This is a genomic window from Pseudorhizobium banfieldiae, assembly GCF_000967425.1.
In the GTDB taxonomy this organism is placed as follows: Bacteria; Pseudomonadota; Alphaproteobacteria; order Rhizobiales; family Rhizobiaceae; genus Neorhizobium; species Neorhizobium banfieldiae.
In genome coordinates, this window is the sequence record NZ_FO082820.1 from 472,958 (window position 1) to 490,453 (window position 17,496).

Genomic DNA, 17,496 nt, shown 5'->3' on the forward strand with positions numbered 1-17,496 from the left:
CCGATCATGTTGCGCCTGCTCCTGCCGGTCATCATCTGGTTTGCGACGACCCTGTCGGCAGGCGCGGTGGAGTTCATCCGCTCCTACCATTCCGACATTCAGGTTGCCGCGGATGGTGGGCTGACGGTTTCCGAGACCATTACCGTGAATGCCGAGGGCGATGACATTCGCCGCGGGATCTTCCGCGACTTTCCGCTGACCATGGAGGATGATGAGGGACGGACGATCCGCGTTGGCTTCGATGTCATCTCCGTCACCCGCGACGGAGAGCCGGAAGACTGGCATACGGAATCCATCTCCGGCGGCATCCGTATCTATACCGGCTCGCAGGACGTCTTCCTTGACCACGGCGAACATACCTATGTCATCGCCTACCGCACCGACCGCCAGATTCGCTATTTCGGCGATCACGACGAGCTCTACTGGAACGTCACCGGCAATGGCTGGATGTTCCGCATCGATCAGGCTTCGGCGCGTGTAACGCTTCCGGACGGCGCAGCGGTGACGGAAACCGTCGCCTATACCGGGCCCCTGGGTGCCGCCGACACGGACGCCAACATGCGGGTGAGCGGCAACACAGCCGTCTTTTCGACCACCAGACCGCTCGCGCCGAATGAGGGCCTCACGATCGTCGTCGGGATTCCGAAGGGCGTGATTGCACCGCCTTCGGCCGCCGACCAGCGAGGCTGGTGGCTGCGCGACAACATCAACGCCATCCTCGGCTTAGGCGGCTTGGCGCTTGTTGCGCTTTACTATGCCCGCAACTGGACGCGGGTTGGGCGAGACCCGGCTGGTGGTGTCATGGTGCCTCGCTGGGATCCTCCAGAGGGTCTTTCTCCTGCGCTCGTCAACTACGTGGACAACAAGGGCTTTTCCGGGGGCGGCTGGACGGCACTCTCCGCCAGCGCCATCGATCTCGCCGTCAAGGGCTATGTTACGCTCGACGACCTGAAGAACTCCATCACGATCCGACGGACCGATAAGACGACGCAGGGGCCTCTGCCTGCGGGGCAGGCAGCGCTGTTGAAGGATATCGGCGCCCCTGGCGAGCAGCTGATCATCGACAAGGCAAACGGCACCAAGGTTCAGACGGTCGGGACGAATTTTCGCCGCGCCATCGAGAAGGAGCATCGCGGCAAGTATTACCGCGCCAACACCGGCTACGTCATCGGCGGCATCGCGCTCAGCGTGGCAGCCCTGGTTCTCCTGTTCCTGTTCGGCGACATCGAGCCCGACCTGATCTTCGTCTTCATGGTGCCGGTGTTCTTTGCCGCCTTCTTCGGGGGCCTTGCGGTCAGCCTCGGCAAGAACCTCCGGCGCGGCAGTTCCCTATTCTCCAAGATCATCGCCGTCGTGATTCTCGGCTTCATCGGTCTCGTTGCGATTTCTGCCATTTCGACCGTCCTTGTCGTGACACTCGCTGATCTGTCAGGCAGCGGCCATTGGCCGCTTTTGGTGTCCGTCGGCGGCATCGTGCTGATCAACGTCATCTTCTTCTTTCTGATGGGCGCGCCGACGCCGCTCGGCCGCCGGTTGATGGACGGGATCGAGGGACTGCGCACCTATCTGAGCCTCGCGGAGAAGGATCGGATGAATATGGCCGGCGCACCTGAGATGTCGCCGCAGCATTTTGAGACGCTTCTGCCCTATGCCGTAGCGCTGGGCGTGGAAAAGCCGTGGAGCCGGGCCTTCGAGGCGTGGTTGGCAACGGCCGCCGCAGGGGCGGCAGCCGCATCCTATTCGCCCGCCTGGTATGAAGGCCAGGGCATCGGCCATTTCGGAGATCGCATCGGCGGCTTCTCGTCGTCCATGGCCTCGACGATCGCCTCCACCATCCCCGCCCCGAAATCCAGCTCCTCGTCATCGGGCTTCTCCTCCGGCGGTGGCTTTTCCGGCGGCGGTGGCGGCGGTGGTGGCGGCGGCGGATGGTAGTTGGACGCATGTCCCGTGTCCGCCCTTGATCCGAACGGGCGGAGGGTCTACGTTACATGTAACAACATGGGGCTGTATATGGCGATCCCGGTCAACAAGCGTGTGGAAAAGCGGCGCGAGGCACTGAGACTGGCGGGGCTGAGGCCTGTTCAGATCTGGGTGCCGGACACTCGGCAAGAAGGGTTCGTTGCGGAGTGCCGCCGTCAGGCCTCGCTGGTTGCAGCCGCGGATGCCATAGATGCGGATCTCGACGCCTTCCTGCAAGCCGCGCTGGGCCAGTTGGATAGAGACGGCGAGGCATGAGGCGCGGCGATCTTGTCACGATCGCTCTTCCAGGTGATTTTTCGAAGCCTCGACCAGCGCTGATCATCCAATCAGATCTTTTCGCCGAAACAGGAACGGTTACCGTGCTGCTGGTTTCGGCGACGATCGTCGAGGCGCCCTTGATCCGAGTGACTGTGCATCCTTCGGCGGCGAACCGGCTTCGCAAGATTTCTCAGGTGATGGTCGACAAGGCAATGTCCGTGAAGCGCGACAAGCTTGGTCCGACGTTTGGACGCCTTGAGGATGAGAGTATGCTTGCAGTCAACCGTTCCCTGGCTGTCTTTCTCAATATTCTCTGATCTGCAGCCCACAGCCTGTGTCTGCCATGTGGTAAACGGCTACATTTGCCATTGTGCAGCAACGTTGATCTTTGCTAGCAGAAGCCGACGATTTCTGCCCCATCACCGGCACCCTGTGCCGACCCTTTCCTTCGGGCGAGGGTGAGGAAGGACGCTATGCCCGATCTGCTTCTTGAACTCCGTTCCGAGGAAATCCCGGCCCGAATGCAGCGCAAGGCTGCGGGCGACCTCAAGAAACTCGTGACCGATGCGCTGGTGGAGGCAGGACTGACCTATGAGGGTGCGCGCGAGTACTGGACGCCGCGCCGCCTGGCGCTCGACATTCGCGGACTGACGGCGCGTTCGGCGGATCAGCGCGAGGAGATCAAGGGGCCTTCCACCAAGGCGCCGGAACAGGCGGTGCAGGGCTTTTTGCGCAAGGCGGGCCTTTCGTCAGTTTCGGAGGCGCAGGTCGTCAGCGATCCGAAGAAGGGCGACTTTTACGTGGCGGTCCTTTCAAAACCCGGCCGTGCCGCCGAGGAGATCATCGCCGATGTGATGCCCGGCATCATCCGCAACTTCCCCTGGCCGAAGTCCATGCGCTGGGGAGCGGCTTCCATGCCGAAGGGCGCGCGCTTCGGCGGCACCGAGGGCAAAGGATCGGAAAGCCTGCGCTGGGTGCGCCCGCTGCAGTCGATCGTCTGCGTCTTTGGGCCAGAGCACGATGAAACGCAGGTCATCCCCTTCGAGATCGACGGGCTAGTGGCTGGCAATGTCACCTACGGCCACCGCTTCCATGCGCCGGACGCCATTACCGTGCGCCGGTTCGATGATTACGTACGAAGCCTGGGAAAAGCCAAGGTGATGCTCGATGCGGAGCGGCGAAAGGACGTGATCCTGCACGACGCCCGCGATGTTGCCTTCGCGAACGGTCTTGAACTGGTCGAGGACGAGGGCCTGCTCGAAGAAGTCGCCGGACTCGTCGAATGGCCGCATGTTCTTATGGGCGAGTTCGAGCAGGAATATCTGGAGATTCCGGCCGAGATCATCCGCCTGACGATCAAGACGAACCAGAAGTGCTTCGTCACCCGTCCTCAGGGCGGAGAGGGGCTTTCCAACCGCTTCATCCTCGTTTCCAATATAGAGGCGAAGGACGGCGGCAGGGAGATCATCCACGGCAACGGCAAGGTCGTCCGCGCGCGCCTCTCCGACGCCAAGCATTTCTGGACCCGCGACCAGGGCGACCTGCCGGATCTTCAGGATTTGCAGCCTTCGGCGGAAAAGTTCGGGCTCGACCTCGAGAAGCCGCTCGACCAGCGCATGGCGAAGCTTGACGCGCTAGACGTCACCTTCCATGCCAAGCTGGGCACCCAGGGTGAGCGGGTCGCGCGCATCAGGGCGCTTGCGCGGGAACTGGCGCCGGTCGTTGGCGCCGATGCCGCTCTCGTGGATCGCGCGGTCGTGCTGGCAAAAGCGGACCTGCGGACCGAGGCGGTCGGCGAATTCCCGGAACTGCAGGGCCTGATGGGCCGCCGCTACGCCGCTCTCCAGGGTGAGAATTCCTCCGTCGCCGCGGCCATTGAGGATCATTACAAGCCACAGGGCCCGTCTGACCGCGTGCCGGACGACAAGGTCGCCATCACCGTGGCGCTGGCCGACAAGCTCGACACGCTGGTCGGCTTCTGGGCGATCGACGAGAAGCCGACCGGCTCGAAGGACCCTTATGCGCTGCGCCGTGCGGCGCTGGGCGTGGTGCGGATCCTGCTGGAGCGGAATGTGCGGTTGCCGATCACGGTAGCATTTCAGGCTTGGGCCAAGGCGCGCGAGCATGACGGTGGCGTCGTGATATCGGACAGTTTTAGCAGCTCTACTCCGGACAGCTATCCGCAGGTCGGCAGCAGACGTCGTTCCGTGCTTGAACGGAGTGCTTTCGACGAAAGGTGCCTCGACCTCCTCTCGTTCTTCCACGATCGCCTCAAGGTCTACCTCCGCGACCAGGGCGCCCGCCACGACATCATCGATGCGGTGCTCACGCCGGAGGCCGACGACCTGCTGATGGTCGCCCGTCGCGCCGAGGCGCTGACGGCTTTCATCACCTCGGAGGACGGCATCAACCTGCTCGCCGGCACCAAGCGCGCCACGCAGCTTCTCGCGGCCGAAGAGAAGAAGGGCACCGTCGTCGCCGATGGCGTCACGGGAGAACTCCTGCGCCTCGACGCCGAAAGGGCGCTGTGGAGCGCGATCACGTCGGCCTCCAGTGAGGCTTCGCAAGCCGTTGCGCGCGAAGACTTCCGTTCCGCCATGCAGGCACTGTCGAAGCTGCGGGCGCCGGTCGACCGGTTCTTCGAGGACGTGCTGGTGAATGACGGAGACACGGCCATCCGCGCCAACCGGCTGGCGCTCTTGAAGGCCATCCGCGAAGCGACCGGAACGGTCGCAGATTTCTCCAGGATCGCTGGCTGACGAACTCCGAGAATGAACAAAGCCGCCGGCGGTCCGGCGGCTTGCCGTCTGATGGGAGACTGACCGAAATCCCGCTAGGCGTGACGCGGCTCTTTGCCTGTCAAACGCCAGTTCCGACGTTTGTCAGCGTGCGCTGAGCCGTAGCGTGAATGCGTCGAGATCGATCGCCGCTGCCGAACCCGTCATGCCGGCTTCGACCGCACCGACGGTTGCGGTATGGTCAATGCCATCCTGTCCCGCAGCGCCGGCAACGGCGGTGCCGCCCCGTTCGATCATCCAATCCTGCATCTTGCTGACATGCACGACCGGCGAGCCGCCGAGCCATGCATCTGTGCGGACGATCTTCTTCTCGCCGTCGATCTCGACGATCTCGATCTTCTGCGGTCCGGTTTCAAGAACCGGCACACGGTAGCGGGATTGTTCTTCCTTCGAGGCCGGAGGCGGGCAGCCAGTGCAGCTCTTCGTGATGACGCTTCCGCGTTCGCCATGGCTGCTGAGTGGCGTGATCGAAGAGGCTAGCGCCTGTGCACTCGTCAGGATCAGGGCACTCGTCAGCAGAAAACGCATGGCACGACTCCTCTCATGTCAGAGGAGGTCTACCGCCTTAGGATTGCGATCCCGTCAGCAAAACTGGTTAAGCTCAGGTAAAAAAAACTTATCCGCGATCGACGGCTCGCCAACCGATGTCGCGGCGGCAGAAGCCGTTCTCCCAGGAAATCTGGTCCACCAGCGCATAGGCCTTCGCCTGCGCTTCGGCGACGGTCCTGCCCGTGGCGGTTACATTCAGGACCCGTCCGCCGGTTGCAACCAGTCCGCCGTCCTTCAGTGCCGTTCCGGCATGGAAGATCTTCGCGTGATCGGCGGTCTTGGGAAGTGGACCGATCGGCGTGTTCTTGTCGTAGGAACCGGGATACCCCTTCGAGGCCATCACCACGGTGAGCGCGACGTCGTCCGACCACTCGGTCGAAACCTGGTCCAGCGTACCCGTTGCGGCCGCGTACAGGAGGGGCAGGAGGTCGCTCTTCAGGCGCATCATCAGCACCTGGCATTCCGGATCGCCGAAGCGGACATTGTATTCGATGAGTTCGGGCCCCTTCTCGGTGATCATCAGCCCCGCGAAGAAGACGCCGGTAAAGGGGTGGCCCATTTCGGACATGCCGCGAATGGTCGGCTCGATGATCTCCTTCATCGCCCGCTCCACCATATCGGATGTCATTATCGGAGCGGGCGAATAGGCGCCCATCCCGCCGGTATTGGGCCCGGTGTCTCCATCGCCGACCCGTTTGTGGTCTTGTGCAGTCGCAAGCGCTAGCGCCGTCTTGCCGTCCGACAGGCAGAAGAAGCTCGCCTCCTCGCCGTCGAGGAATGCTTCGACCACCACTTCGGCACCAGCCGCTCCGAACGCGCCGGAGAAGCAGTCGTCGATAGCAGCGATGGCCTCATCGATCGTCATCGCCACGGTGACGCCCTTGCCGGCGGCAAGCCCATCGGCCTTGATGACGATGGGAGCACCCTGGTCCCGGACATAGGCCTTGGCCGCATCCGCATCGGTAAAGCGCTCGTAGGCGCCGGTCGGGATGCCGTAGCGGGCGCAGAGGTCCTTGGTGAAGCCCTTGGAACCTTCCAGTTGCGCGGCGGCTGCGGAGGGGCCGAAGGTCGCGATCCCGGCATCCCGCAGTCGATCGGCAAGCCCGGCGACCAGTGGCGCCTCCGGCCCGACGACGACGAAACCGATGCCTTCGCTGCGGCAGAAATCCACGACCGCAGTCTGATCGTCTACATCGAGCGTAACGAGTTCCGCATGTTCGCCAATGCCCGGATTGCCGGGCGCGGCAAAGAGCTTGGTGAGCTTGGGCGACTGGGTAAGCTTCCAGGCCAGCGCATGTTCGCGTCCACCGGAGCCGATCAGCAGAACCTTCATCTCTCGCCCTCTCTTGATGCCTCACCGGGCGGTTAAGGGGAGGGGGGCGAAAGGTCAAGCGCATCCTGTGGAATCCCGCCTCGTCACGTTGCCATGCCGCAAAGTTTGGATATGGTCGCGCCTCCCTTGAACCAGTGAGACCGCCATGGCCGCCGACATCCGTTTCCTCGCCGCTGCGATCGCCGCCGAAATCAATGCCAGGCCAGACCAGGTCACCGCTGCCATCGGTCTGATCGATGAAGGGGCGACAATCCCCTTCATTGCCCGCTACCGGAAGGAAGTGACCGGCGGTCTGGACGACACACAGTTGCGCATTCTGTCGGAGCGGCTTGTCTATTTGCGGGAGTTGGCAGCGCGCCGCACTTCCGTGATCGAGTCGATCACCTCGCAGGGCAAGATGACGGAGGAACTGGCAGCAAGGCTGGCGAAGGCCGCCACCAAGGCCGAGCTGGAAGACCTCTATCTTCCCTACAAGCCGAAAAGGCGCACCCGGGCCGAGATCGCCCGCGAGCGAGGCCTCGGCCCGCTTGCCGAAGCGATCTGGGCCGATCGCGCAGCCGATCCGGGGAAGCTTGCGGAACCCTATATCGCTGGAGAAGTGACGGACGTGAAGATGGCGCTGGAAGGTGCCCGCGACATCGTCGCCGAAACGATCTCGGAGAATGCGGATCTCCTCGGCCGACTTCGCCAGCACATGCGCGACCGGGCGCTGTTGCGGGCAAAGGTTGTTGACGGCAAGCAGGAGGCAGGCGCGAAGTTCGCAGATTATTTCGACCATTCCGAGCGCTGGGCAACCGCACCCGGACACCGGGCGCTCGCCATGCTGCGCGGCTGGAACGAGGAAGTGCTGACACTGTCCATCGAGGTCGACCAGGACGATCCGTCGCCCGTGAAGCCGGCCCAGCGCATCATCGCCGCTGCCTTCGAGATCGGCGAAAGGGGGCCGGCGGACCGCTGGCTGATGGAGGCCGCCGGCTGGACCTGGCGCGTCAAGCTTTCCACCTCACTGTCCCTCGACCTGATGCGCGAGCTGCGCGAACGGGCGGAGGAGGAGGCCATTCACGTCTTTGCTCGAAATCTGAAGGATCTGCTTCTCGCAGCCCCCGCCGGCTCGCGCGCGACTATGGGCCTCGATCCCGGGATCCGTACCGGCGTAAAGGTCGCCGTGGTCGATGGCACCGGCAAGCTCCTCGAAACGACCACGGTCTACCCGTTCCCGCCGCGGAACGACATCCGTGGCACTCAGGCGGAGCTTGCTTCCATCATTCGCAAGCACGGCGTCGAACTCATCGCCATCGGCAACGGCACCGGCAGCCGCGAGACGGAGAAGCTGGTGGCAGACATGCTCGCAAGCCTGCCGGCGCCGAAGCCGACAAAGGTCATCGTATCGGAAGCGGGTGCCTCGGTTTATTCCGCCTCCGAGACCGCTGCAGCCGAATTCCCAACTCTTGATGTCTCGCTCCGCGGCGCCGTTTCCATCGCTCGGCGCCTGCAGGACCCGCTGGCGGAACTCGTGAAGATCGAGCCGAAGTCGATCGGTGTCGGCCAGTATCAGCACGATGTGGACCAGGGGAAGCTGTCGCGCTCGCTGGATGCGGTCGTGGAAGACGCGGTGAATGCCGTCGGCGTCGACCTCAATACGGCGTCCGCACCGCTGCTCTCGCGCGTCTCCGGCCTAAGCCGTTCGATCGCCGAGGCTATCGTCCTGCATCGTGACCAGAACGGACCCTTCGGGAGCCGCAAGGACCTGCTGAAGGTCGCCCGTCTCGGCAACCGCACCTTCGAGCAGGCCGCCGGCTTCCTGCGCATCCCGAATGGCAAGGAGCCGCTGGATGCCTCCGCCGTCCATCCGGAAGCCTATGGCGTGGCGAAGAAGATCGTTGCCGCGTGCGGTCGCGACCTGCGCACGCTGATGGGCGACAGCGCCACCTTGAAGAAGCTCGATCCGCGGCAGTTCATCGACGAGCAGTTCGGCCTGCCGACCGTGAAGGACATCCTCGCGGAACTGGAGAAACCGGGACGCGATCCGCGCCCGAGCTTCAAGACCGCAACTTTTGCAGAGGGCGTCGATGAGATCACGGACCTCAGGCCCGGCATGCTGCTGGAGGGAACGGTGACCAATGTTGCCGCCTTCGGTGCCTTCGTCGATATCGGAGTTCACCAGGATGGGTTGGTTCACGTGTCCCAGCTGGCCGATCGCTTCGTGAAGGACCCGCATGAGGTCGTGAAGGCTGGCGATGTCGTGAAGGTGCGCGTCGTCGAGGTGGACGTGAAGCGCAAAAGGATCGCGCTCACCATGCGCAAGGACGGAGGGGAGGCGGCGCCCGCCGCGCGTGGTGCCGACCGGAACGTGCAGCGTCCTAGCCCGGCGAAGATGAAAGCGGAACCGAAGGGCGTTTCCTCACAGGGCGCCCTTGGCGCCGCCTTGGCAGAGGCTCTGAAGCGCCGTTAGCAACTTGTTCATGCGTATGAAAGGATGCCGTTCAACAGCGTTGGACGGCATCTGTTTTTGTGTCATCTTTTTTGGCGTTCCTGTGCTTGTAACTCGGGTGAAAGAAATTACTCCTTTTTAAACTGCAAGATAGACTTCGTTCGGAGGTGAATTATGGCCTCGTCCCTGCGTCGACTTCTCGCCAAGATCATCAAGAAAGGCCGGCTGACCGTCAGCGGCCCCGCCGGCTCGCAGGTATTCGGTGACGGAGGCGGGCGAACGGTTGCAATCCGCTTCACCGATGCAGAGGCGGAAGAAGAGATCGCCTCCGACCCGCAGCTGAAGCTCGCGGAAGTCTATATGGATGGCCGTCTTCTGTTCGAGGAGGGCGACATCTACGAGCTGCTCGCAATCGTCAAGGACAACACGCTGAGCGAGGTGCTGACACCTGGCATGATATGGCGCGGGCTTCTCCGCATCGCCGGGGCTCGCATCAGGCACGGGGTGCCGATCAACCGCAACCAGCGCAACGTCGCCCACCACTACGACCTCAGCGCGAAGCTCTTCAATCTCTTCCTCGACGAGGACTGGCAGTATTCCTGCGGCTACTTCAATCCGACGGGCATCAGCCTGTACGAGGCGCAGGTCGCCAAGAAGCGGCACATCGCAGCAAAGCTGCTCGCTGAACCGGGGCAGAAGGTTCTCGAGATAGGCTCGGGATGGGGCGGAATGGCCATGTACCTTGCGGAATCCTCCGGCGTCGACGTCACCGGCATCACGCTGAGCCAGGAGCAGCTGCGCGTGTCCCGCGATCGGGCACAGAAGCGCGGACTTTCGGACCGGGTGCGCTTCGAGCTGCAGGACTATTACTATCTGCCGGCGTCGACGAGATACGACCGCATCGTTTCCGTCGGCATGTTCGAGCATGTGGGCCGGCTGAATTTCGGGCGCTACTTCCGAAAGGCATACGAAGTCCTTGATGAAGACGGGGTGATGGTCTTGCATTCCATCGGCCAGCCTTACCCCGCCCGCTACAACAGCCCTTTCATCGAGAAATACATCTTCCCGGGGGGCTATATCCCGTCGCTAGCGGAAGTGATGCCTGCCGTCGAACGCTCGGGCCTGCTGGTGTCGGACATCGAGATCCTGCCGATGCACTATGCCCATACGCTGCGCCAATGGCGGGAGCGTTTCCTGGCACGGCGCGAGGAAGCGGCTTCGATCTACGACGAGCGCTTCGTGCGGATGTGGGAGTTCTACCTGGCAGGTTCCGAGATGGCCTTTAGCCACGAGAACTTCTTCATCTTCCAGATGCAGCTCACCAGGAAGCGCATGACCGTTCCGGACAACCGGAACTACATCGCTGAGCGGGAGGAGCGCCTGAAGTCGTTCGATGCGACCCGTCCGCCGCTTGAACCGGTTACCTTCTAGGGCCGGTCCGGGTCCGTCCCGCCTTGCGGCAGGTCCCGAGGCGGGCTACGACCATTGCATGATGAAGACGGATGATCTCAATGGCCGCGTCTACGACGCACCTTCCGACAACTGGGTCTATCGCGTCCTGCCGAGGCCGGCATGGCCCTATGCGCAGCTTGCGCGCTGGGACAGGCCGATCGGCTGGCAATTGCTGATGTGGCCCTGCTTCTGGTCGTCGGCGCTCGCCGCCAACGTGGCCGCACGCGACGAGGAGCTGTCGCTCGGCCTCTTCGTCTTTCATCTGTTCCTGTTCTTCCTGGGATCGGTCGCCATGCGTGGCGCCGGATGCACCTATAACGACCTCGTCGATCATGAGATCGACAATGCGGTTGCCCGGACGCGCTCGCGGCCGCTCCCCTCGGGGCGGGTGAGCCGTTTCGAGGCCAAGGTCTTCCTCGTCCTACAGGCGCTGGTCGGGTTGCTTGTGCTGCTTCAGTTCAACGGCTTCGCGATCCTGCTGGGCATCCTGTCGCTGGCGGTCGTTGCGATCTACCCTTTCGCCAAGCGATTTACCGACTGGCCGCAGTTCTTCCTGGGACTTGCCTTTTCCTGGGGCGCGCTGATGGGATGGGCCGGCTTGTTCGGCAGCCTGTCCTGGGCGCCGGTCCTGCTCTACCTGGGGTCGGTCGCCTGGACGATCGGCTACGACACGATCTACGCACACCAGGACAAGGAGGACGACGCACTCGTCGGAGTCCGTTCCACCGCGCGTTTGTTCGGCGCCAACACGAAAGCCTGGCTGGCCGGCCTCTACGGCCTGACGCTGGTGCTCCTGCTTGCCGCATATGCCGGGGCAGACGTCGGCTTTATCGCCTATTTAGGCCTGCTCGTCGCTGCGGTCATGTTCGCCTGGCAGATCCTCGTCCTCGATATCGACAATCCGGACCAGTGCCTGACACTCTTCAAGTTCAACACCCGGGTAGGCGCGGTCATTTTCGCCGGTCTCGTCCTGGCGCTGCCATTTGCCTGAAACGCAGGAACCCGGCTTGTGGCCGGGCACCAGCATCAGCGCGGGGCGGCGGTGGATCGGCTAGCGTCGCGCGATGATCTCCTTGCCCTCGATCTTCATCGTCACGCCGAGCTTTCCCGTGGTGCGACGAACCAGGAAGCGCGGACGGCGGGCAGCGAAATAGGAATGACGGCGGCGAGGCCTTGCCTCATGCGTCCGCACTTCTCCCAGATGGTTTTCGAGCGGCCGGGCGATGCCGTCTGCCTCGACCATCAGCATCGGAATGCGGAATGCCTCGGACCAGCTGCGCCAGTCGGCCGCGATGTCGCAGAGGTCATGGGCGACGAGAAGCGGAATGCAGAGTTCCGGATCTTCGTGGTGTAGTTCCAGCGTGACGGTGACCTCTCCGTCGCCGTGGTCGATGGCGCGTGCGGCGACACCCTTGAAGGCGCGGGCGGGAAGGGCGAATGAAAGGGGCAGTCCGCTCGATGGCAGCGTCTTGCGCAGGACTGCCCCCCGCGAGTCGATGGTGATCAGGACATCGCCGGAGGTGTCGCGCAGGGCATAGGTGACTTGCTGCGGAAAGCGCGAGGGGTCGAGCCTGAGCGTGGAGCCTGCCCAGGCAGGCTTCAGAACCGTGTTTGTCATCGTGTATGCTACCCTTGTTTTACCTGAGAGCCGTTTCCGGTTTCTCCTGCGGGACTTTTGTCCTCTGATGGGCAAACCATACGGGCCGCTCTGTGCGAGACGGCTTAAAAATCGCGGTTAAGGAAGTTTTGCCTCGGCGAATGGTTATCAAACGCCAATCCTGCTCGGTTTCCAGAAGGTGAACACGTTCTCTTGCGTGCACGTCGGGACGCAAAAGCCCCGGGCAAGCAAGGTCGGGCATGCTGCTGTCGGCAATATTGCGACCGGAGTGCCCGTCCATGGTTTCGACATATCTCAGCTACGACCTCGTCAACCGCGACATGTTCAAGACCCTTCAGCGTGTCGCAAGTCAGGACATGGTGGCGCGGGACGCGGCTTATTATGCGGAAAACATTGGGAAGGTGACGTCGATCGATGAATTTCTCGACGACTACCGGCTGTTCTCCTACGCCATGAAGGCCCATGGCCTCGAGGAGATGACCTATGCCAAGGCCTTCATGAAGAAGGTGCTGGAAAGCGACCTCAGCGACCCGAACAGCTACGCCAATCTGCTCACTGACGACCGGTACAAGAAATTCGCAGCCGCCTTCAATTTCTCCTCAAGCGACACGGCGATTGCGCAGTCGGCCGCGCAGCAGGAGGAGATTCTCGACCTCTACGACCAGAGCATCATCGCTACCCAGGACAAGGTGGCGGAGGAGACGCGCTACTACAAGGCCATGATGGCGCAGGTCGATCATGTGGACGACATCCTGAGCAATGACAGGCTGCGCCGATACGTCTTTGAATCGCTCGGGATAGACGACAGCGTCTACTCCTACCAGGTCGTCCGGAGCGCAATGAGCAGCGACAAGAATGATCCTGCCAGCTACACGAACACCGTGCTCAAGGATCAGATGACCTATCTGACGGCCAAGCTGTCGACGGCCCAGGCGGAACTCGCTGCCCTTGGTACCAATTCCAAGGAGCATGTGGAAAAGAAGGCATCCCTCAAGCTGGAGATCGCCGGCTACCAGAACGCCATCAAGTCGACCCAAGCCCACATCGATCTCGCCGGAGCGTTCGAATTTGCGGTCGACGGCACATCGGCGAAGGGTTCTGCACAGACCGAACAACAGCTGGCGGCGATCACCGACCTCTACCTGCTCAGCCGGCCGCGCCAGACGCAGGCTTCGGCGCTTCGCGAAAGGGACTATTTCGAGGAGAAGATCCCGACGGTCACCAGTGTCGATGGTCTGCTGGATGATCCGCGACTTTACGATTATGTCCGCAAGGCCTTCGACCTCAACGAGCTTTTCGTGGTCAAGTCGACGCTGGAGCAGATCCTGACCAGCGACCTATCGGATCCGAACAGCTACGCCAATCTCTACGGCAAGGATCGGCCCCAGTACCTGGAGCTTGCGAACGCCTTCAACTTCAACACCGATGGCAGCCTTGATGGACCTGTCGCACAGACCGCCGCGCAGACGTCGCTGACGTCGAACCATTACTTCAGCCGCTATGACGACAAGCAGGAAGAGGCGGACGAAAAGGCAATCAAGCTCTACAAATCGGAGATGGCGGCGGTGAAGTCTGTTGAGGATTTCCTGTCCGACAAGGCAATCTATGGATTTACCTTGCAGGCTGTGGGACTGGATCCGGACTCGGTCTCTCTGCTGACGCTGAAGAACGTGCTCAAGAGCGACCTTTCCGACCCCAAGAGCTACGTTTACCGCCTGAAGGACGAACGCTACCTGACGCTGGCGCAGGCCTTCAATTTCACGAGGGACGGTGGCATTACGGCGCCGGTCCAGGCTCAGTCGATGGCAACCATCACCGAAACGGCCAAGGCCTATATCGTCGAGCAGACCCGCTTTCTTCGCGGCGACGAGAAGGAGGCTGCGCGCAAGAAGGCGGACGCCGAATCGAGCTACTACACGCAGACAATGGCCAGCATAAAGACGCTCAGCGAATTCCTGGGCGATCGGCGTCTGGTGGATTTCGTGCTGACGGCGAAGGGGATCGACCCATCAACCGCGACGGACGACTTCCTGAAGCAGATATTCACGTCGGACCTGAGCGATCCAGAGAGCTTCGTCAATCAACAGGGCAATGCAGAATTCGCCGAACTTCTAGGATCGTTCAACTTCGATGAGAACGGCACTCTCGATCGCGACGCAGCGGCAACGATCCAGGGGCGAGGCAAAGTGATCGAAACCCAGAATCTCTATCTTCGCCAGACCCTGGAAATGGAAGAAGGTAATGAGAACGCCGGTGTGCGAATGGCCCTCTACTTCGAGCGGATGGTCGATTCCATCACCGACGCCTACAGTATCCTGGGTGACGAGGCGCTGATGGAGTTCTTCAGGGTGACCTTCAGCCTGCCCAGCGAGATCGGATCTATGGACATCGATCAGCAGGCGAAGATCGTCGAGAAGAACCTCGACCTGAACGACCTCAAGGACCCCGACAAGGTTCGCAAGATGATCCAGCGATTCACCATCATGTATGACCTCGAGAACGGCGTGACCGGGCCCTCGCCAGTCGACATCCTGACGGGAAGCGGCGCCTATACCGGCATCAGTGCCGATACATTGTGGGCGTTATCTCAGGTTCGTCGATAGGACCGCAACAGCCCGCCGCCCATGTCATTCGATTGCGATGACCTTGCCAGGATTCATGATGTTGGCAGGGTCGAAGGCGCGCTTGATGCGACGCATCAGGTCGATCTCGATTGCGGGGCGGATGCGGGCCAGTTCATCGCGCTTCAACTGACCGATGCCGTGTTCGGCAGAGATCGAGCCATTGAGCGATAACACGATCCCGTGGACGATCTCGTTGATCTCGTGCCATCGGGCCAGGAAGCCGGCCTTGTCGGCACCGACGGGCTGGGAGATGTTGTAGTGAATGTTGCCGTCGCCCAGATGCCCGAATGCGCAGATGCGGGCGCCGGGTAGGGCGGCTAGGATTGCGGCGTCCGCCGCCTCCATGAACGGCGGGATGCTTGAGACCGGAACGGAGACGTCGTGCTTGATCGACCCGCCCTCCGGTTTCTGCGCGTCCGACATGCTCTCGCGCATGTGCCAGAGCGCCTTCTGCTGCGCGACAGAGTTGGCGATAACGGCATCCCGTACGAGCCCCGTCTCCAGGCCCCATTCCAGCAGTGCATGGACCATGGTTTCGGCGGTCTCGGCCGAGTCGGATGTGGAGATGTCGATCAGCGCGTACCAGGGATGCGGCTCCGAGAGGGGATCGCGAACGCCTTCGATATGGCGGGTGGTGAACTCGACCCCGATACGGGGCATGAGTTCGAACCCCGTCAACGATGTCCCGCAGAGGTTCGATGCCTTTTCGAAGAGGCGCAGAGCATCGGCCGGTGACGCCAGGCCGACGAGCGCGACCTGCCGCCCGACCGGCTGCGGGAAGAGCTTCAATACGGCGCCGGTAATGATGCCGAGTGTTCCTTCTGCGCCGATAAAGAGGTCGCGGAGGTCGTAACCGGTATTGTCCTTCTTCAGCCGCCGCATGCCGTCCCAGATTTCGCCCGTCGGCAGCACCACTTCGAGACCGAGGCAAAGCTGGCGCATGTTGCCATAGGCGAGAACGGCCGTGCCGCCGGCATTCGTGGAGAGATTGCCGCCGATGCGACAGGAGCCCTCCGATCCGAGCGAAAGCGGAAAGAGGCGCTGGACGGATTCGGCCGCGTGCTGCACCTCGGCAAGGATGGCACCGCCCTCCGCGGCAAGAACATTGGCCACGGGATCGACGTCCAGGATGCGGTTCATGCGCTCGAGGGAAAGGATCAGGTCAGTCCCGCTCTCGCGTGGCACCTGTCCTCCGACGAGGCCGGTATTGCCGGTCTGGGGAACGATTGGCGTCCGCGTCTCGGTAGCTAGCTTGAGGATATCGGCGACTTCGCGGGTAGAGCCGGGTTTCAGGATCATCGGGGAGGCGCCCCGGTACAGACCGCGGTTCTCGATCAGCCGAGGCGCGATATCCTCCGCGCTGCGCAGGGCGTTGGCCGGGCCGACGATGGCCGCAAAGCGCTCCAGAACGTCCGAGAATAGGCCGGGCATGTCCATCACGCGCTCCCCTAGCTAGCTTCGTGGCGCGGCGGCGCGCGCGAGCCGATCGTTGATGGCCTCGCCCAGCCCTTCGTTGGGGATCGCTGTGATGGCGATGCCGCGCGGCGCAATCGCATCTGCCTTCTTCAGATAATCGAAGAGATTGGAGGCGGCTTCCGCCAGGTCACCTGCGGGGCTGAGGTTGAAGAGGGCGGCAGCCTCGTTCTGCCCGGCAACCTCTTGGCCGCCGAAGCAGATCAGTGCTTCATCTGGCCCTACGGCCACCGCATTCAGCCTGACCGGCGAGCCCGGCGCATAATGCGAAGCCAGCATCCCGGGCGCCTCGATCGTCGCGGCCGGCGCTTCCTGGCGAATGATCGGCAGCCCGGCCACGGCTTCGATCTGGTCGGCGGAGACCCCGCCTGGGCGCAGAAGCCGGACCATGTTTCCCTCGACGCGGAGGATGGTTGATTCAACGCCGACAGGCGCCGCGTCACCGTCGATGATCAGTGCCAGCTTCTCGCCTAGGTCCTCTGCGACGTGCTGCGCGCTCGTAGGGCTCACTTTTCCGGATGTGTTGGCGCTCGGGGCCGCAAGGGGCCTGCCGAGCCGGCGGATCACCGAGCCCGCAAAACCAACCGGAACCCGCACGCCCACCGTAGCGAGACCAGCGGTCGCCAGCGGGTGGATGGGCGTGCCCTCCTTCAGAGGCAGGATCAATGTCAGCGGGCCGGGCCAGAAATGCTCGGCGAGGCGTTGGGAGACAGGATCAAAATGCGCATGCTGCTCGGCCATGGCGAAATCCGCCATGTGGCAGATCAGCGGATTGAAACGGGGTCGCCCCTTGGTTTCGTAGATCCGTGTCAGGGCGAGCGGATTGGTTGCATCCGCCGCAAGGCCGTAGACGGTCTCCGTCGGGAGGGCCACGGGCAGACCTTCGCGCAGCGTGTCCACCGCCGCGTGCAGGGCGTCTTCCTCATCGCTTCGCAGATGGATGATCCTGGCCGTCATGTCCGTGTCCTAACGCGTAATCG

13 protein-coding genes are annotated in these 17,496 nt (G+C 62.6%); 8 read left to right on the forward strand and 5 right to left on the reverse strand.

Features of this window, described 5'->3' with window-relative positions:
• Nucleotides 1-6: 6 nt before the first annotated feature.
• The 4 genes from NT26_RS02225 to glyS all read left to right on the forward strand — a co-directional run bounded on the left by NT26_RS02225 (nt 7) and on the right by glyS (nt 4,997).
• Nucleotides 7-1,932: a DUF2207 domain-containing protein gene (locus NT26_RS02225; protein WP_052637160.1), complete on the forward strand. Its 1,926-nt coding sequence runs from the start codon at nt 7-9 to the stop codon at nt 1,930-1,932.
• Nucleotides 1,933-2,010: 78 nt separating this feature from the next.
• On the forward strand, nt 2,011-2,235 hold the full coding sequence (locus NT26_RS02230) for an antitoxin MazE family protein (RefSeq protein ID WP_052641742.1): 225 nt from the start codon (nt 2,011-2,013) through the stop codon (nt 2,233-2,235).
• Nucleotides 2,232-2,555: a type II toxin-antitoxin system PemK/MazF family toxin gene (locus NT26_RS02235; RefSeq protein WP_052637161.1), complete on the forward strand. Its 324-nt coding sequence runs from the start codon at nt 2,232-2,234 to the stop codon at nt 2,553-2,555. The genes NT26_RS02230 and NT26_RS02235 overlap by 4 nt, the downstream gene beginning before the upstream one ends.
• 156 nt (nt 2,556-2,711) lie before the next feature.
• Nucleotides 2,712-4,997 carry a glycine--tRNA ligase subunit beta gene (gene glyS / locus NT26_RS02240; protein ID WP_052637162.1) on the forward strand — a complete coding sequence of 762 codons (2,286 nt, stop codon included), beginning with the start codon at nt 2,712-2,714 and terminating at the stop codon, nt 4,995-4,997.
• Nucleotides 4,998-5,120: 123 nt separating this feature from the next.
• Here the strand turns inward: glyS and NT26_RS02245 are convergent, their stop codons facing one another.
• Together NT26_RS02245 and purD are read right to left on the reverse strand one after the other, a co-directional pair.
• The gene (locus NT26_RS02245) at nt 5,121-5,564 is read right to left on the reverse strand and encodes a plant virulence effector HPE1-like domain-containing protein (protein WP_052637163.1); all 444 of its coding nucleotides are present in this window, start codon (nt 5,562-5,564) and stop codon (nt 5,121-5,123) included.
• Between the two features lie 88 nt (nt 5,565-5,652).
• Nucleotides 5,653-6,918, reverse strand: coding sequence for a phosphoribosylamine--glycine ligase (purD, locus tag NT26_RS02250; RefSeq protein ID WP_052637164.1), 1,266 nt, complete (start codon nt 6,916-6,918; stop codon nt 5,653-5,655).
• A gap of 145 nt (nt 6,919-7,063) precedes the next feature.
• On the opposite strand from purD, the gene NT26_RS02255 reads away from it, so the two are divergent.
• From NT26_RS02255 to ubiA, 3 genes are all read left to right on the forward strand, one after another.
• On the forward strand, nt 7,064-9,370 hold the full coding sequence (locus tag NT26_RS02255; protein WP_052637165.1) for a Tex family protein: 2,307 nt from the start codon (nt 7,064-7,066) through the stop codon (nt 9,368-9,370).
• A gap of 153 nt (nt 9,371-9,523) precedes the next feature.
• On the forward strand, nt 9,524-10,780 hold the full coding sequence (locus NT26_RS02260) for a cyclopropane fatty acid synthase (protein WP_052637166.1): 1,257 nt from the start codon (nt 9,524-9,526) through the stop codon (nt 10,778-10,780).
• Nucleotides 10,781-10,838: 58 nt separating this feature from the next.
• Nucleotides 10,839-11,792: a 4-hydroxybenzoate octaprenyltransferase gene (gene ubiA / locus NT26_RS02265; RefSeq protein WP_052637167.1), complete on the forward strand. Its 954-nt coding sequence runs from the start codon at nt 10,839-10,841 to the stop codon at nt 11,790-11,792.
• Between the two features lie 60 nt (nt 11,793-11,852).
• Here ubiA and NT26_RS02270 read toward each other — a convergent pair whose 3' ends face one another.
• Nucleotides 11,853-12,419 carry a DUF6101 family protein gene (locus NT26_RS02270; RefSeq protein ID WP_052637168.1) on the reverse strand — a complete coding sequence of 189 codons (567 nt, stop codon included), beginning with the start codon at nt 12,417-12,419 and terminating at the stop codon, nt 11,853-11,855.
• Nucleotides 12,420-12,697: 278 nt separating this feature from the next.
• Between NT26_RS02270 and NT26_RS02275 the strand changes: the two genes are divergently transcribed.
• A complete protein-coding gene (locus NT26_RS02275; RefSeq protein WP_052637169.1) occupies nt 12,698-15,022 on the forward strand; it encodes a DUF1217 domain-containing protein in 2,325 nt (774 codons plus the stop codon).
• A gap of 24 nt (nt 15,023-15,046) precedes the next feature.
• Here the strand turns inward: NT26_RS02275 and NT26_RS02280 are convergent, their stop codons facing one another.
• Nucleotides 15,047-16,480, reverse strand: coding sequence for an FAD-binding oxidoreductase (locus tag NT26_RS02280; protein WP_052637170.1), 1,434 nt, complete (start codon nt 16,478-16,480; stop codon nt 15,047-15,049).
• Nucleotides 16,481-16,495: 15 nt separating this feature from the next.
• The gene (locus tag NT26_RS02285) at nt 16,496-17,473 is read right to left on the reverse strand and encodes an L-threonylcarbamoyladenylate synthase (RefSeq protein ID WP_052637171.1); all 978 of its coding nucleotides are present in this window, start codon (nt 17,471-17,473) and stop codon (nt 16,496-16,498) included.
• Nucleotides 17,474-17,496 lie beyond the last annotated feature (23 nt).

What these genes read in the sequence shown, in the direction of transcription:
- NT26_RS02225 (WP_052637160.1), top strand. Translation starts at nt 7, where the DNA reads ATGTTGCGCCTGCTCCTGCCGGTCATCATCTGGTTTGCGACGACCCTG.
- NT26_RS02270 (WP_052637168.1), bottom strand. Translation starts at nt 12,419, where the DNA reads ATGACAAACACGGTTCTGAAGCCTGCCTGGGCAGGCTCCACGCTCAGG.
- NT26_RS02230 (WP_052641742.1), top strand. Translation starts at nt 2,011, where the DNA reads ATGGCGATCCCGGTCAACAAGCGTGTGGAAAAGCGGCGCGAGGCACTG.
- NT26_RS02255 (WP_052637165.1), top strand. Translation starts at nt 7,064, where the DNA reads ATGGCCGCCGACATCCGTTTCCTCGCCGCTGCGATCGCCGCCGAAATC.
- NT26_RS02280 (WP_052637170.1), bottom strand. Translation starts at nt 16,480, where the DNA reads ATGGACATGCCCGGCCTATTCTCGGACGTTCTGGAGCGCTTTGCGGCC.
- NT26_RS02285 (WP_052637171.1), bottom strand. Translation starts at nt 17,473, where the DNA reads ATGACGGCCAGGATCATCCATCTGCGAAGCGATGAGGAAGACGCCCTG.
- NT26_RS02245 (WP_052637163.1), bottom strand. Translation starts at nt 5,564, where the DNA reads ATGCGTTTTCTGCTGACGAGTGCCCTGATCCTGACGAGTGCACAGGCG.
- purD (WP_052637164.1), bottom strand. Translation starts at nt 6,918, where the DNA reads ATGAAGGTTCTGCTGATCGGCTCCGGTGGACGCGAACATGCGCTGGCC.
- ubiA (WP_052637167.1), top strand. Translation starts at nt 10,839, where the DNA reads ATGATGAAGACGGATGATCTCAATGGCCGCGTCTACGACGCACCTTCC.
- NT26_RS02275 (WP_052637169.1), top strand. Translation starts at nt 12,698, where the DNA reads ATGGTTTCGACATATCTCAGCTACGACCTCGTCAACCGCGACATGTTC.
- NT26_RS02235 (WP_052637161.1), top strand. Translation starts at nt 2,232, where the DNA reads ATGAGGCGCGGCGATCTTGTCACGATCGCTCTTCCAGGTGATTTTTCG.
- NT26_RS02260 (WP_052637166.1), top strand. Translation starts at nt 9,524, where the DNA reads ATGGCCTCGTCCCTGCGTCGACTTCTCGCCAAGATCATCAAGAAAGGC.
- glyS (WP_052637162.1), top strand. Translation starts at nt 2,712, where the DNA reads ATGCCCGATCTGCTTCTTGAACTCCGTTCCGAGGAAATCCCGGCCCGA.